This window comes from Devosia sp. UYZn731 (assembly GCF_040546795.1).
Lineage (GTDB): Bacteria > Pseudomonadota > Alphaproteobacteria > Rhizobiales > Devosiaceae > Devosia.
In genome coordinates this window covers 308,087-322,278 of record NZ_JBEPOL010000003.1, presented here as the reverse complement: position 1 = coordinate 322,278, position 14,192 = coordinate 308,087, and the positions used below count along the sequence as shown (strand labels likewise).

Genomic DNA, 14,192 nt, shown 5'->3' with positions numbered 1-14,192 from the left:
CCTCAGCTCAGGAATAACTTTGGATTGTCGGTAATGACGCCAGCCAGCCCTTCGGCCCAGAACGGCGCCAGTTGCTCGGGCGCGTTGCAGGTCCAGACCCGCACCAGCACGTCGCGCTTCCGCGTCGCATCGAGCAGGGCGAAGCTCAGATGACGATAGTGCAAATGAATGGCGCTGGCCGGAATGGCGTCTAGCACGGTTTCCCAGTCAGCCGGCAGCTCGCCCCACAGCATGGCGACGTCATAGCTCGGATCGAGCTGTTTCATCGCCTTCAGCGCCTGGGCATCGAAGCTGGAAATCATCACCTGCGTCTGCCCGTTGCGCCGCTGCAAATCTGCGTGCACCGCTTCGGTGAGTTGCGCCAGCGATTTGTGATGGGCGTGCTGCTTGATCTCGACATTGACGTTCAGCCCCAATTCGCCCAGCGCCACCAGCGCCTGCTCAAAGGTCAGCAGCTTCTCGCCACCGAATAGGGGATCGAACCACGATCCTGCGTCGATCGTGTGAAGGTCCGCCGCGCCTATTCCGGCCAGCGACCCCGATGCCGATGTGGTCCGATCCAGGCTCGGATCGTGGATCACCACCAGCGTGCCGTCGCCCAGCAGCGCCACGTCGAGTTCAACCCACCGCGCCCCTGCTCGCGAGCCGCGCGGAATGCCGCCAGGGTGTTTTCCGGCGCCACGGCAGAGGCTCCGCGATGCGCCTGCACCTCGTCGACAGTGCGCTTGGTGGCAGAAGAGAGATCGGTCATTGACGCTAAATATCCTTGCTCGCTCAGTCGGTTCGGTTTCCGCTGGCGCGGTTATAGGGATGCAGCTCGCTTATGCGGGCGAAGACGGAAATCTCGGAGCCCTCGACAAAGCTGGGCCGGCCCGGCACCCGCACGATGGCCAACTGGTTAGAGCCAGCCAGCCGGATATGCAGATGGCTTTCGCCGCCGACCGGCTCCAGCAATTCCACAGTCGCTTTGAGGGCGATGGACGGCTCGGCTGGCCCGATCAGCACCATATCGTCAGGGCGAATACCCACGAGGTCGGTCTCGTTCGGCAATGCCAGGTCGGTCCCGACCGACTGCGCGCGCAAATAGTCGAGATCGACCAGGTTCATTGGCGGCGAGCCGATGAAACCCGCCACGAACACCGTGGCCGGCCGTTCATAGACCTCGACCGGCGTGCCAACCTGCTCGACCAATCCGCCATTCATAACCACCAGCCGATCCGCCAGCGTCATCGCCTCGAGCTGGTCATGCGTCACATAAAGACTGGTGGTCTTGAGCCGGCGCTGCAGTCGCCGGATTTCCACCCGCATCTGCACCCGCAGCTTGGCATCCAGATTGGACAGCGGTTCGTCGAACAGGAACGCCGCCGGTTCGCGCACCAAAGCGCGCCCCATGGCGACGCGCTGACGCTGCCCACCCGAGAGTTCGCGCGGCTTGCGATCGAGCATCGGCCCGATCTCCAGCATCGCCGCAGCCTCCTGCACGCGTCGGGTGATTTCCTCGTTCTTCACGCGCCGATTGCGCAGGCCATATTCGAGGTTCTTGCGCACCGTCATGTGCGGATAGAGCGCGTAGTTCTGGAACACCATGGCGATGTCGCGCTCGGCGGGCTCGGCCTTGACCACATCGCGGCCACCGATCTCGATGCGCCCCGAGGTCACGCTTTCCAGCCCCGCCACCATGCGCAGCAAGGTCGACTTGCCGCAGCCGGATGGGCCGACCAGAACGATGAACTCGCCATCGGCAACACTGAGGTCCACGCCCTTGACGGCCGGAATGGCTCCATAATTCTTCTTGAGGTCGATCAGCTCGATCGTTGCCATCCTATTTCTCCGTTTCCGTGAGACCTTTGACGAAGAGGCGCTGCATGGCGACAATCACCAGCACCGGCGGCAGCGCCGCCAGCATCACTGCCGCCATGACGATATTCCAGCGCGGTTCGGCATCGGCCACCGCCGCCATCCGCTTGATGCCCATGACCACGGTATAAAGGTGGGGATCGGTGGTGATCAGCAGCGGCCACAGATACTGGTTCCATCCCAAGACGAAGAGGATGATGAACAGCGCCGCGATATTGGTGCGCGACAGCGGCAACAGGATATCCCAGAAGAACTTCAGCGGCCCCGCTCCGTCGACGCGGGCGGCTTCCATCAACTCGTCGGGCACCGTCAGGAAGAACTGGCGGAACAGGAATGTCGCCGTCGCCGAAGCGATCAGCGGCACGATCAGCCCGCCGTAATTGTTGAGCATCCCCAGGCTTGCCACCACCTGGAATGTGGGCACGATGCGCACCTCCACCGGCAGCATCAGGGTGATGAAAATCATCCAGAAGGCCAGCGTGCGGAACGGAAAGCGGAAATAGACGATGGCGAAGGCCGACAGGATCGAGATGGAAATCTTGCCCACCGCGACACCCACCGCCATGATCAGCGAATTCCACATCATCGGCAGCAACGGCGGCGCTCCCGAACTGGAAAGCCCCGTGGTCAGCATCTGCGAATAGTTTTCCAGCAGATGCGGCCCCGGCCACAATGGCACCACCCCGGACAGGAAATCGTTGGGCCCGTGGGTCGAGGCGATGAACGCCACATAGACCGGGAACACCACCACGGCGACGCCCAGGATCAGCAGCAGGTGCGACAGGAAATTCAGCAGTGGACGGTTTTCAACCATGATGCGCCCTCAATACTGTACGCGCCGCTCGACCCAGCGGAACTGGACGACGGTAAGGCCGATAACGATGACCATGAGAATGACTGACTGCGCGGCGGACGAACCCAGGTTGAGCCCGACAAAGCCGTCGAAATAGACCTTGTAGACCAGGATTTCGGTGGCCCGTGCCGGCCCGCCTTCGGTGGTGGCGTGAATGACGCCGAAGGTGTCGAACATGGCGTAAACCACGTTGATCACCATCAGGTAGAATGCCGTGGGAGACAGCAGCGGGAAGATGATGGTCCAGAACCTTTTGGTCGGCCCGGCTCCGTCGATGGCGGCGGCTTCTTCCAGCGAATGGGGAATGGATTGCAGCCCCGCCATGAAGAACAGGAAATTGTAGGAAATCTGCTTCCAGGTCGCGGCGATCACCACGAGGATCATGGCGTCGTTCGGATCGACCAGGTGGTTCCAGTCGATACCGAAGCGCCGCAGCACATAGGAGATGATGCCGATCGAGGGATTGAACGGGAACCACCACAGAATGCCCGCAATGGCCGGCGCCACCGCATAAGGCCACACGATCAATGTCGAATAGATGCGCGACGAGCGCAGCATCCGCGTCGCCGCCACCGCCAACAGCAGGGCAATGCCCAGCGACAGCAGCGATACCGCCAGCGAGAAGATCACCGTGGTGCGGAACGAGTTGAGATAAACCGGATCGGCGAACAGCTTGGTATAGTTGGCGAACCACACGAAGGTGGTCTTGAACCCGAACGCATCCTCGCGCAGAAACGATGACCAGAACGCCTGGGCTGCCGGCCAGAGGAAGAAGACAATGGTCACGGCCAGCTGCGGCAACAGCAGCAGATAGGGCAGGACCTTGTTGGGAAAAACGGTGCGCTTGCCTTGCATGGCCCCTCGCGTCGGATCAGTTCTGCCCTCGAAGGGGCCGGCGCTCGCACACCGGCCCGGGAGGTATGGGGCCTACTCGTTGGCGCTCTGGAAATCGCGCAACTGCTCGTTGCCGCGCTTGACGAGGTCATCGAGCGCTTCTTGCGCGGTCTTCTGCCCGCCCAGAAGAGCGGCGAACTCATCATCGATGAGGCCGCGCACCTGCACGTAATTTCCGAAGCGAATGCCTTTGCTGTTCTCCGTGGGTTCGACCCGGGTTAGCTGCTTGATGGCAATGTCCGAACCGGGATTGGCCTCGTAATAGCCCTGGCTCTTGCCCAGCTCATAGGCGGCTTCGGTGATCGGCAGGTAGCCGCTGAACTGATGCCAGTCGGCCTGCACTTCGGGCTTTTGCAGATAGGTGAAGAACTTGGCGACGCCGGCATATTCCTCGGCCGGACGGCCCTGCAACGTCCACAGCGTGGCCCCACCGATGATCGAGTTCAGCGGCTCCTGGATCACGTCGTCATAATAGGGCAGCGGCGCAAAACCGACCTTGAAATCCTTGGCGTTGTTGATCACCGCGGCGCGGCCGGCCGAGGAGTTCATGAACATCGCGCATTCCTGCGAATAGAACAGCGGGGGTGTGTTGTCGCCGCCGGCCGGGCCGCCGAACTTGAACAGCCCTGAATCCTGCCACTTCTTGCGATTGCCCCAATGCCGCACGGTCAGCGGGTTGTTGAACACGAACTCGGCGCCCAGACCGCCAAAGCCGTTGGCCTCGGTCGAATAGGCCATGTTGTGCAGGGCGTTGAGGTTCTCGGTGTGGATCCAGGAAATCCACGCCGTGGTGAAACCGCAGGTGGCGGCACCGCTATCGACGATCTGCTGGGAGAACTTTTCCATGTCCGCCCAGGTCTTGGGCGGCGTCTCGGGATCGAGGCCGGCTTTTTCGCACACGTCCTTGTTGTAATAGAGGATCGGGGTCGACGAGTTGAACGGCAGTGACAGCACATTGCCGTCGGTATCGGAATAATAGCCCACGACGGCGGGCAGGAACTTGGATTGATCCCACGGCTCGCCCTGGTCCTTCATCAATTGGTAGACCGGATAGACCGCGCCCTTGGCGGCCATCATGGTGCCGGTGCCTACCTCGTAAATCTGGATGATGGCAGGTTGTTCATTGGCGCTGAAGGCCGCAATTGCGCCGTTCATCGCCTCGTCATAGGTGCCCTTGAACACCGGGTCGATCTCGTAGTCGGACTGCGATTGGTTGAACCCCTTGGCGATCTCTTCGAGCTTGGCGCCGTTTTCGCCACCCATGGCGTGCCACCATTGAATTTGCGTCGCCGCCTGTACCGTCGGGGAGGCCGCCAACATGGCGACGAGACCCGCGGACATGACCAAAGCCTTCTTCAACATGCTCTCTCCCACTTATGCTTGCCGGACCTCCCGCCCCTGATTGCGACAAGTCGTAGCGGCATGTCGCTTTGCAACCCAGAAATGTTCAAATGAACATTTTGAAGGTGCTGGGTGCCGTGTGTCCCCGGGCAATAAACTCCAGATAAACGGGAGCAGGGGGCGTTTGCACAGCCTTTTTCGCAGCGACGTTTCAATAGGACAAATATCGCTTGGACATTGCGACCCTACGGCTCACATGAACATTGTGCTGTGATGAGGGGTTGGGGGGGCCATCCCGTCGCCTGTCCGAAGGACTCAACCATCCAAAGCGACTCTGTGTGACTGAACTGGCGCCGTATTCGAAACGCCTCAAGCAAGTGGCCGCGCTGCCATGGCGATTGAACGCGAACGGCGAGCTGGAAATCCTGCTCGTCACCTCGCGCATCAGCCGTCACTGGCTGCTGCCCAAAGGCTGGCCGATGGATGGCAAGAGCAACGCCCAAGCGGCGCGCCAGGAGGCGTTCGAGGAGGCCGGCATCGAGGGCAGGATCAGCAAGTCGCGGCTGGCCAAGTTTGCCTACCGCCGCATCGAGCCAGACGGCTCGACCTCGCCCTGCGTGGTTTCGGTCTTTGCTTTACGGGTCAGCCACCAATTGGATGACTGGCCCGAGCAGCATCAGCGCGACCGGCAATGGTTTGCGCTGGACGCCGCCGCCGCCGTAGTGTTCGTGCCGAGTCTGGCCGCCATGCTGTCGCTGCTGATGGTCAAGAACGATGCCCTCGTTCTGCGCCGCGTCTGGCGGCCGAAAGGGGGGCGCTCCAGGACCTCCACCTTCGGCAGCGATCGCAGCGACGAATAGTCCTAAAGCAGCGTCTGCTCGTTCCGCCCCATGAAGCCTTGGCACCACATTCCACGCTTTGCACGAAATCCTCGTGCGTCATCCCGGCGTGCTGATCGCCACGCCTAATCTTGAAGTCGCTTATTCCTACGCGCTCAAAACCGACGCAACCGTCTATGTCTATGGCGGCTACGTGCGCAACAAGGACTCCCCGGTGCTGACCCTGGCCGACTCTAACCGCCAGCGCTTCAAGTTCGACATCGCCATCATCGGCGCGCGAGTGCCATCGACCGCGATGGCTCGGTGCTGGAATTCGATCCGATGGAAGTCGATCTGGTCAGCGATATCCTGCCCGCATAACCGTTGACCTGCAGATCAAACAGGCCGGCGCTGCTCCAGGAACTCATCCGAGCAAGCTGGCCGATGCCAAGTCGAGATGTAGCGTCGCATCGGCATGTTGCTGCAGGATCGAGGCCGGAAACTCCGGGCTGACCGGCCCTTGCGCCGCGTGTCGCACGGCTTCGGCCTTGCGGACATCGGGCACCGACAGGATGATCTTGCGCGATTTCATGGTCTGGCGAATGCCCATCGACACCGCCCGCTGCGGCACGGCGTCGAAGTTCTCGAACCAGCCTTCGCCCAGTTGCTGACGCCGGCAGGCCTCATCCAGCGCGACCACGATATAGGGATCCTCGATGGTGAAATCGGCTGGCGGATCGTTGAAAGCCAGATGGCAATTCTCCCCGACGCCCGCAAAACACACATCGACCGTGTCGCGCCCGAGCCGATCGTTGAGCCGCCCAATTTCCCCCCTCAGGTCCTCGGCATCGCCCCCCACCATGACGAATTCCGCCAGTGCCGGCAGCCGCTCCACCACCCGTTGGCGCAAATAGCCGCGAAAGCTCGCTTTATGCGTGGCCGGGCAGACCGACATATTCATCAAGGTGAAACGCCGTGACCTTAGCCCAGTCGATATCGGCCTGGATCAGGCTTTCCAGCGTCGCGAACTGGCTCGTGCCGGTAGCAAGAATGACCACAGCGCGGCCCTGCTTGCGATCGCACTATTGATCGCCTCGGCGCCTTGCTGGGCCGCGGCCTGCCCCATATCGGCGGCATCTCTGTGATGGACCATTTTCATGGTGCGATCATCGCCGCGGTGGGAAGATGGCGCAAGAGCCAGGTCTGGACGCATCGTCGTGCACCCGCGATTTCTGAGCCCCCACCGTCGTTTAAACGCCTTGGAAACCGTGTTTTATCTTCGGCTGACAGGGCGTTCCGGACCCGCAAAAATTAAGCATCGAATAAGAGCTTGCCCTTATGTTTCGGGTGGGGAATTCCAGGGGCGAAAATGCGGGTGCTCATAGTCGACGACAGCCGCTCGAGCCTTGCGATGATCGGCTCGATCGTCAAGCAGGCCACCACCGCGCTGATCGATACCTGCCTGCTGCCGCTCGACGCCATCGCCATGACCAAGGCCTGCCAATACGATCTGATCCTGGTCGATCACATCATGCCCGGCATGGACGGCATCGAGCTGACCGCGGCGCTGCGCGCGCGCGATGCCTATCGGCTGGTCCCGATCATCATGGTCACCTCCGACATCGACAAGCACACCAAGCTCGAAGCGTTTCGCGCCGGAGCGACCGACTTCGTCAACAAGCCCTTCGACCCCACCGAATTGCAGGCCCGCGTCGTCAACCTTTTGGCGCTGCGCCAAGCCCAGGTCGAGCTGGCCGATCGCGCCACCTGGCTGTCGCGCGAAGTGGATCAGGCCACCAAGCATTTGCTGGAGCGCGAGGAAGAAGTCATCTGGCGGCTGGCCCGTGCCATCGAATATCGCGACGGCGACACCGGCGAGCATGTCTCGCGCGTCGCCCTGATCAGCCAGTTGATCGCCGCCGGTATTGGCCTCAGCCCGCAGCGCTGCCGCACCATCTATCTGGCCGCCCCGCTGCACGATATCGGCAAGATCGCCATCGCCGATGCCATTCTCAGCAAGCCCGGCAAGCTGACGCCCGAGGAAATGGCCATCATGCGCGAGCATGTCACCATCGGCGCCCGCATTCTGGAAAACGGCTCGTCCGACCTGATCAAGACCGCCGAGCTGATCGCCCAGAGCCACCACGAACGCTGGGACGGCGCCGGCTATCCCGACAAGCTCTCAGGCACCGATATTCCGATCGAGGCCCGCGTCGTCGCCATTGCTGACGTGTTCGACGCACTCTGCTCGAAGCGCCCCTACAAGCAGGCCTGGCCCATCGAAAAGGCCTATGCCGAAATCATCGCCTGCAGCGGCACCCATTTCGATCCGACCTGCGTCGCCGCCTTCCGCGACAAGTGGAGCGACATCCAGGTGATCATGCAGGGCGAGCCACCGCGCGCCGCCATCGGCTTCTAGTCCGGGCGCACGCCACTCCACTTCCCCGCTGCCTATCGCTAACCTACGGTCGCGCAAGAGATTTACGATTTGTTGCCTGGTGCGCTCACGTCCTCGATTTGTGGCAAATTTGCGGCACGGATGCTGCCGTCACAAGTCTATATTTGCCAAACTTCCGAATACCGGCAAAGAGCACAAGTCTAATTTTAGTATATCGATACCGATTTGATTGGACCGACTCGCCGATCTGAATCGATGACTCGCCCTCTCCGCCAACGGATTCATTCGCAGCCGCAGGAATCCGGGAATGATTCATGGCAAGTCGATAAATATTGCTTCGTCGCCATCATGTCACCGCAAGTGTAACTTTGCACGCCCAGTAACGCTCAATTAAGCACCTTCGTATACCTTAAGTCATGCGCTCGATGGGAATAGGGCGCACACAGAAGAAACTCCGTGATGCAGATCGAAGGCAAATTAATAGACTAGTAATACCTCGAAAAGCGCCTCCGCTTCCCAACCTCTTAGTGCGGTAGAGTAATATAATGCCCAGCCATATCAGTCTTGCCTTCCGGTCATTCCAATGACCGGAGATAGCGCCCACATGCTCTCCATCAGCGGTGATGCCGGCCTGCGCAATGTGCAGGATATAGCCGGGTTACTGCGCCAGGCCCTGGATAACCACGATACCATTACCGTGGTCGCCGATGGCCTGACCAGTATCGACGTCACCATTCTCCAATTACTCGTCGCCGCCCGGAAATCCGCCCTGGCGTCAGGCAAGACATTGACCCTGCATGCGCCCCCGGACGGCGTGCTGCATCGTCTCCTGGTCCAAACCGGATTTGTCGGCACCGATGGCAAGTCGCGCACGCCGGAAGGCGAATTCTGGACCGGCCCCTCACCAACGGAACACGCAGCATGAGCAAAACCATCCTGACCATCGATGACAGCGCCTCCATCCGGCAGATGGTAGTCATGACCCTTGCATCCGCAGGCCACGAGGTCATCGAGGCCATCAACGGCGCCGATGGCTACACCAAGGCCACCACCAACACCGTGCACGCGGTCATCACCGATCTCAACATGCCGGTGCTGAACGGCATCGAGTTCATCCGCAAATACCGCCAGCACCCCTCCAGCAAGGGCGTACCGATTATTTTGCTGACCACCGAGTCCGATGATGAGCTCAAGCGCCAGGCCAAGGAAGCCGGCGCCACGGGATGGATCGTCAAGCCGTTCAAGCAGGACCAGCTGTTGGCCGTCATCAAGAAGGTAACCGGCGAATGAGCTTTCCCGATCCTACCGAGACCTTCCGCCAGGAAGCGCGCGAGCTGCTCGAACAGCTTGAGCAGGGCCTGCTCGATCTGGAGCAGAACCCCGCCAACGACGATCTGATCAACTCCACCTTCCGCGCCCTGCATACCATCAAGGGTTCGGGCGCCATGTTCGGCTTCACCGCCGTCGCCAATTTCGTGCACGAATTCGAAACCGCGTTCGATCAGGTCCGCAAGGGCCAGACCGTAGCGACCCCCGCACTGATCGAGGTGGCGCTGGACGCCAAGGACCACATCCACAAGCTGATCGAGCAACCCGATACCAAGCTTGCCGGCGGCGACGCCATACTCGAGGCACTGCGCGCCGTCATCGATGGCACCAATGCGCCCGTCGAAGCCGCAGTTGCGCCCGCCGAAAGCGCCGTTATCGCGCTGGATCTGGACGAGCCGGCCGTGACCGAAACCGCGGCCGCCGCACCGAGCACCTGGCGCATCCGCTTCCGCCTGCCCAGCGACGCGCTGGTCTATGGCACCAATCCGCTGCTGCTGCTCAAGGAAATCACCGACCTTGGTCCCTGCGTAGTCACTGCGCTGACCGACACCATTCCAAACCTCGAGACCATCGATCCCGAAGTGCCCTATCTGGGCTGGCAGATCGACCTCACCATGGCCGAGGACCCGCACGCCGCCATCGACGATGTCTTCATGTTCCTGCGCGACGGCATGGAGCTGTCCATTGTGCCGCTGACCGGCGCCGAGCCCGCCGCTGAACCTGTCGCGGTCGCTGCCCCAGTTGTCGAAACCGCACCGACCCCCGTGGCCGCCGCGCCAAAACCTGCCAAAGCCGCCAAGGCCAAGCCTGCGCCCGCGCCAGCCGCCGAGGCCCCGTCCGCGCCCCCCGTCGATGCCAAGGCGCCCGCCGCTTCTTCCATGCGCGTCGATGCCGAACGGCTCGACGAGTTGATGGACCGCGTGGGCGAACTGGTGATCGCCCAGGCCCGCCTGACCCAGATCGCCGCCTCCAGCAGCGACGGCAATCTCAAGACCATCGCGGAGGAACTCGAACGCCTGTCCTCAGGCCTGCGCGATACCACGATGGGCATCCGCATGGTGCCGATCGGCACCCTGTTCAGCCGCTTCCGCCGCCTGATCCACGACCTCAGCCGCGACCTCGACAAGGACATCGAGTTCATCACCACCGGTGAAGATACCGAACTCGACAAGACCATGATCGAGCGCTTGGCCGATCCCCTGGTCCACCTGATCCGCAACTCGGTCGACCATGGCCTCGAGAGCGTCGAAAAACGCCTCGCCGCCGGCAAGACCCCCAAAGGCACGGTCCGCCTCTCGGCGGTCTATGCTGGGGCCGAGGTGGCTATCTCGGTTTCTGACGACGGCGCCGGCCTCAATGCCGAGCGCATCCGCGCCAAGGCCGAGGAAAACGGCATCATCACGCCCGAACAGAAGCTGACCGACCAGGAACTCAACCACCTGATCTTCGCACCCGGCTTCTCCACCGCCAAGGAAGTCACGTCCCTGTCGGGTCGCGGCGTCGGCATGGACGTGGTCAAGCGGACCATCGATGGCCTGCGCGGCAGCATCGATGTCACCACCAAGGCCGGCGAGGGTTCCACCATGACCCTGCGCCTGCCCCTGACCCTGGCCATCATCGATGGCATGCTGGTGCGCGTCGGCAATGGCCGCTTCACTATCCCGCTCTCGGCGGTGGAAGAATGCGTCGAGTTGCCCGAAGGCATCGACGGCAAGGGCCGCAACTTCCTCGATATCCGCGGCGCCCTCGTGCCCTTCCTGCGACTGCGCGAAGTGTTCAACACCACGACGCCCGCCGAACCGCACCAGAAGGTGGTCATCGTCTCCTCGGGCGAAGGCCGGGTCGGGCTCGTGGTCGATCAGATCATCGGCAACAACCAGACCGTGATCAAGCAGCTCAGCAAGCTGCACTCGCCCATCAAGTCCTTCTCGGGCGCCACCATTCTGGGCGACGGCACCGTCGCCCTCATCCTCGACACCGCCCATCTGGTTGCCCACGGGCAGACCTATGTCGACCGCAATAAGTCCGAAGGGAAAGCCGCATGAAAGCGTTCAAAGCCGGGCCCATGAAAGCCCTGACGCTGCGCCTGCAGGACGAGCTGTTTGCCATCGAGGCCGAGAGCGTGCGCGAAATCCTCGATCTCGTGCCGATCACCGAAGTGCCCAATGCACCCCCCTTCGTGGGCGGGCTGATCAATGTGCGCGGCCGCGTCGTTCCGCTCGCCGATCTGCGGGTCATGTTCGGCATGGATCGGCCACCGCCGGATAAGGACACCCGCATCGTCGTCATCGAGATCGAGATCGATGGCGAACCCACCATCGCCGGCGTGCTTGCCGACAAGGTGCATGACGTCACCGACATCGAGGCCGCTTCCATCGAAGAGGCCCCCCGCGTCGGCATGCGCTGGCGCGCCGACTTCGTGCGCGGCATCGGCAAGCGCAATGGCGGCTTCATCATCATCCCCGATCTGGGGCGTATTTTCGAAACCCAGGGCGCCCGGACACCGCCCTCCACAGCAGAAGAAAGACTTGCATCGTGAGACTGACCATCAAGGCTAAACTGGCAGGCGTGTTCGTCGTCGTCGTCGCCCTTTCGGGCATCAGCATGTTCTTTGCCCTGCAGAGCCTGGGCAAGATTAATGATTCGCTGGGCGACATCGTCAAGGTCCGCTCGGCCAACACCATCACCATGTCCAATCTGCAAACCGCGCTCGAAAGCGTTGGCTCGCAGATGCGCGCCATGATCATCACCTCCGATCCCGATCTGATGGCCACTTTCAGTGCCGGCATCGCGTCGGAAATGGCCAGCATCACCGCTGATTATGCGACGCTGGACGGCAATATAGTCGACCCCAAGGTGCGCGAGGGCCTGGACCAGTTCCATGTCAAGCTCACCCAGTATCAGGCGATGATCCCGCAGGTCGAGGAACTCACCACCCAGAACAGCGATGCCGTTTCGCTGGCTATCTCGCGCTCCGATGGCAGCACGGCGCTCGGCCAGGTCGAAGACACCATGGTCGCGCTCAAGAAGGCGCTCGCCGCCCGCGTATCGGCCGGCGACATGACCGTGTTCCCGGCCTATCAGGCCGCCACCGACATGTACCTGACCATGACCGACATCTTCCGCCAGCAGCGCAATGTCCTGCTCGCCTCTGGTGACCCGGAGCTACAGGACAAATGGCACGCCGACTACATCACCGGTCTGGCGGCGATAGCCGAGCAGATGCCGGCGCTGCAACGCCTGATCCCCGCCGCGGACACGGCCCTCTTCACCGCCGCCAAGGCCGCCTATGATGGTCTCGTCGTCGCCATGGACAAGGCTGTCAGCGTCGCCATGACGCGCACGGACTTCCTCGCCACCGCCAAGGCGGACGAAGCTGGCACCATCCGCGCCGAGGGCGATGCCATGCTCGACACCATGATCGATCTCAACAAGGCCGCCCTGCAACAGGCCGACGCGGATGCCGATGCACTCTACAATTCGAGCATGGCCCTGTTGATTGGCCTGCTCATCGGTTCGGTGCTCATTGCCGCCGTCGCCGCCACCTGGATTGTCGTGGCCATCTCCCGCTCGCTGTCGAGCGCCGTTGCCCTGGCCAACGCTGTCGCCGGTGGCGACCTCAATGCCACGGCGACCGCCAAGGCGGATGACGAAATCCGCGACCTGATCAATGCCCTCAACGCCATGGTGCGCAAGCTGCGCGATGTGGTCAGCGAAGTCACCACCGCCACCCGCAACGTCGCGGCCGGCAGCCAGGAAATGTCGGCCACCGCTGAGCAATTGAGCCAGGGCGCGACCGAGCAGGCATCCTCCACCGAAGAGGCTTCGGCCTCGATGGAAGAAATGACCGCCACCATCAAGCAGTCGGCCGATAACGCCAACCAGACCGAGAAGATCGCCCGCCAGTCGGCGGCCGATGCCATCGCCTCCGGTGAAGCGGTCAACAACGCCGTCGCCGCCATGCAGACGATTGCCGAAAAGATCATGGTGGTGCAGGAAATCGCCCGCCAGACCGATCTGCTCGCCCTCAACGCCGCGGTGGAAGCCGCCCGGGCCGGCGAACATGGCCGCGGCTTTGCGGTCGTCGCCTCCGAGGTTCGTAAGCTCGCCGAACGCAGCCAGGCTGCCGCCGCCGAAATCTCGACCCTCTCCGGCACCACCGTCAAGGCCGCGCGCTCGGCTGGCGACATGCTGGCCAAGCTGGTGCCCGATATCCAGCGCACCGCTGAACTGGTCGAGGAAATCTCAGCCGGCAGCCGTGAGCAAAGCTCAGGCGCCAGCCAGATCAACACTGCCATCCAGCAGCTCGACAAGGTGACCCAGCAGAACACCAGCGCCGCCGAAGAAATGTCGGCAACGTCGGAAGAACTGGCCTCCCAGGCCGAACAGCTCCAGTCGGCCATCTCCTACTTCCGGCTCGACGAACACCACAGTGGGCCCGCTCCCGTCGTGGCCCAGCCAGCCAAGGCGCGGGCCTCCAGCGCCGCCCTGCGTCAAGCTATCGCCGCCAAGGCGCCACACACGGTCCGCAAGGCCGCGCCCGCCAATACCGGCGGTTTCGACCTCGACCTCGAAGACGGCCACGATGCACTAGACGGAGAGTTTTCCCGCCGCACCGCTGCCTGATTGCTTTGCCGGCCGCGGTCCGCCGCGGCCGGCTTCCTATATTGCCTACCTTTTTTCACTGAGGGCCGCAGAAGCG

Annotated in this window: 15 protein-coding genes and 1 pseudogene; 8 read left to right on the top strand and 8 right to left on the bottom strand. The window is 62.3% G+C overall.

Translation table 11 applies throughout. The features are described 5' to 3' along the window. Positions 1–2 precede the first annotated feature (2 nt). The 6 genes from ABIB57_RS09480 to ugpB all read right to left on the bottom strand — a co-directional run bounded on the left by ABIB57_RS09480 (position 3) and on the right by ugpB (position 4,966). A complete protein-coding gene (locus ABIB57_RS09480; protein ID WP_502914364.1) occupies positions 3–611 on the bottom strand; it encodes a glycerophosphodiester phosphodiesterase family protein in 609 nt (202 codons plus the stop codon). Next, entirely contained in the window at positions 578–751 is a 174-nt protein-coding gene (locus ABIB57_RS26830) for a glycerophosphodiester phosphodiesterase family protein (protein ID WP_502914363.1), read from the bottom strand. Before ABIB57_RS26830 ends, ABIB57_RS09480 begins: the two co-directional genes overlap by 34 nt. A 23-nt stretch (positions 752–774) precedes the next feature. Next, positions 775–1,821 (bottom strand): sn-glycerol-3-phosphate ABC transporter ATP-binding protein UgpC, encoded by a 1,047-nt coding sequence (gene ugpC / locus ABIB57_RS09475; RefSeq protein ID WP_354040265.1) that lies wholly within the window; start codon positions 1,819–1,821, stop codon positions 775–777. A gap of 1 nt (position 1,822) precedes the next feature. Next, the gene (gene ugpE / locus ABIB57_RS09470) at positions 1,823–2,671 is read right to left on the bottom strand and encodes a sn-glycerol-3-phosphate ABC transporter permease UgpE (protein ID WP_299727866.1); all 849 of its coding nucleotides are present in this window, start codon (positions 2,669–2,671) and stop codon (positions 1,823–1,825) included. A 9-nt stretch (positions 2,672–2,680) separates the two neighbouring features. Next, entirely contained in the window at positions 2,681–3,565 is an 885-nt protein-coding gene (gene ugpA, locus ABIB57_RS09465) for a sn-glycerol-3-phosphate ABC transporter permease UgpA (RefSeq protein ID WP_354040262.1), read from the bottom strand. A gap of 72 nt (positions 3,566–3,637) precedes the next feature. Continuing rightward, positions 3,638–4,966, bottom strand: coding sequence for a sn-glycerol-3-phosphate ABC transporter substrate-binding protein UgpB (ugpB, locus tag ABIB57_RS09460; RefSeq protein WP_354040261.1), 1,329 nt, complete (start codon positions 4,964–4,966; stop codon positions 3,638–3,640). 317 nt (positions 4,967–5,283) lie between these two features. Between ugpB and ABIB57_RS09455 the strand changes: the two genes are divergently transcribed. Together ABIB57_RS09455 and ABIB57_RS09450 are read left to right on the top strand one after the other, a co-directional pair. Continuing rightward, complete coding sequence (locus ABIB57_RS09455) at positions 5,284–5,805, top strand: NUDIX hydrolase (RefSeq protein WP_354040260.1); 522 nt, start codon at positions 5,284–5,286, stop codon at positions 5,803–5,805. Positions 5,806–5,857: 52 nt separating this feature from the next. Continuing rightward, a pseudogene (locus ABIB57_RS09450) lies at positions 5,858–6,151 on the top strand (sugar phosphate isomerase family); the annotation flags it as partial. 36 nt (positions 6,152–6,187) lie between these two features. Here the strand turns inward: ABIB57_RS09450 and ABIB57_RS09445 are convergent. Together ABIB57_RS09445 and ABIB57_RS09440 are read right to left on the bottom strand one after the other, a co-directional pair. After that, positions 6,188–6,724 carry a sugar phosphate isomerase family gene (locus ABIB57_RS09445; RefSeq protein WP_354040259.1) on the bottom strand — a complete coding sequence of 179 codons (537 nt, stop codon included), beginning with the start codon at positions 6,722–6,724 and terminating at the stop codon, positions 6,188–6,190. Next, complete coding sequence (locus tag ABIB57_RS09440; RefSeq protein ID WP_354040258.1) at positions 6,693–6,821, bottom strand: hypothetical protein; 129 nt, start codon at positions 6,819–6,821, stop codon at positions 6,693–6,695. The genes ABIB57_RS09445 and ABIB57_RS09440 overlap by 32 nt, the downstream gene beginning before the upstream one ends. A gap of 311 nt (positions 6,822–7,132) precedes the next feature. On the opposite strand from ABIB57_RS09440, the gene ABIB57_RS09435 reads away from it, so the two are divergent. From ABIB57_RS09435 to ABIB57_RS09410, 6 genes are all read left to right on the top strand, one after another. After that, positions 7,133–8,182, top strand: a complete 1,050-nt coding sequence (locus ABIB57_RS09435) for an HD domain-containing phosphohydrolase (protein ID WP_354040256.1) — start codon at positions 7,133–7,135, stop codon at positions 8,180–8,182. A 562-nt stretch (positions 8,183–8,744) separates the two neighbouring features. After that, on the top strand, positions 8,745–9,086 hold the full coding sequence (locus ABIB57_RS09430; protein WP_354040254.1) for an STAS domain-containing protein: 342 nt from the start codon (positions 8,745–8,747) through the stop codon (positions 9,084–9,086). Continuing rightward, positions 9,083–9,451: a response regulator gene (locus ABIB57_RS09425; RefSeq protein WP_299730593.1), complete on the top strand. Its 369-nt coding sequence runs from the start codon at positions 9,083–9,085 to the stop codon at positions 9,449–9,451. Before ABIB57_RS09430 ends, ABIB57_RS09425 begins: the two co-directional genes overlap by 4 nt. Continuing rightward, positions 9,448–11,535, top strand: coding sequence for a chemotaxis protein CheA (locus ABIB57_RS09420; RefSeq protein ID WP_354040252.1), 2,088 nt, complete (start codon positions 9,448–9,450; stop codon positions 11,533–11,535). The genes ABIB57_RS09425 and ABIB57_RS09420 overlap by 4 nt, the downstream gene beginning before the upstream one ends. Continuing rightward, positions 11,532–12,029, top strand: a complete 498-nt coding sequence (locus ABIB57_RS09415; RefSeq protein WP_354040250.1) for a chemotaxis protein CheW — start codon at positions 11,532–11,534, stop codon at positions 12,027–12,029. The genes ABIB57_RS09420 and ABIB57_RS09415 overlap by 4 nt, the downstream gene beginning before the upstream one ends. Next, the gene (locus ABIB57_RS09410) at positions 12,026–14,116 is read left to right on the top strand and encodes a HAMP domain-containing methyl-accepting chemotaxis protein (protein ID WP_354040248.1); all 2,091 of its coding nucleotides are present in this window, start codon (positions 12,026–12,028) and stop codon (positions 14,114–14,116) included. The genes ABIB57_RS09415 and ABIB57_RS09410 overlap by 4 nt, the downstream gene beginning before the upstream one ends. Positions 14,117–14,192 lie beyond the last annotated feature (76 nt).

What these genes read in the sequence shown, in the direction of transcription:
- ABIB57_RS26830 (WP_502914363.1), bottom strand. Translation starts at nt 751, where the DNA reads ATGACCGATCTCTCTTCTGCCACCAAGCGCACTGTCGACGAGGTGCAG.
- ugpC (WP_354040265.1), bottom strand. Translation starts at nt 1,821, where the DNA reads ATGGCAACGATCGAGCTGATCGACCTCAAGAAGAATTATGGAGCCATT.
- ugpE (WP_299727866.1), bottom strand. Translation starts at nt 2,671, where the DNA reads ATGGTTGAAAACCGTCCACTGCTGAATTTCCTGTCGCACCTGCTGCTG.
- ugpA (WP_354040262.1), bottom strand. Translation starts at nt 3,565, where the DNA reads ATGCAAGGCAAGCGCACCGTTTTTCCCAACAAGGTCCTGCCCTATCTG.
- ugpB (WP_354040261.1), bottom strand. Translation starts at nt 4,966, where the DNA reads ATGTTGAAGAAGGCTTTGGTCATGTCCGCGGGTCTCGTCGCCATGTTG.
- ABIB57_RS09445 (WP_354040259.1), bottom strand. Translation starts at nt 6,724, where the DNA reads ATGAATATGTCGGTCTGCCCGGCCACGCATAAAGCGAGCTTTCGCGGC.
- ABIB57_RS09435 (WP_354040256.1), top strand. Translation starts at nt 7,133, where the DNA reads ATGCGGGTGCTCATAGTCGACGACAGCCGCTCGAGCCTTGCGATGATC.
- ABIB57_RS09430 (WP_354040254.1), top strand. Translation starts at nt 8,745, where the DNA reads ATGACCGGAGATAGCGCCCACATGCTCTCCATCAGCGGTGATGCCGGC.
- ABIB57_RS09425 (WP_299730593.1), top strand. Translation starts at nt 9,083, where the DNA reads ATGAGCAAAACCATCCTGACCATCGATGACAGCGCCTCCATCCGGCAG.
- ABIB57_RS09420 (WP_354040252.1), top strand. Translation starts at nt 9,448, where the DNA reads ATGAGCTTTCCCGATCCTACCGAGACCTTCCGCCAGGAAGCGCGCGAG.
- ABIB57_RS09415 (WP_354040250.1), top strand. Translation starts at nt 11,532, where the DNA reads ATGAAAGCGTTCAAAGCCGGGCCCATGAAAGCCCTGACGCTGCGCCTG.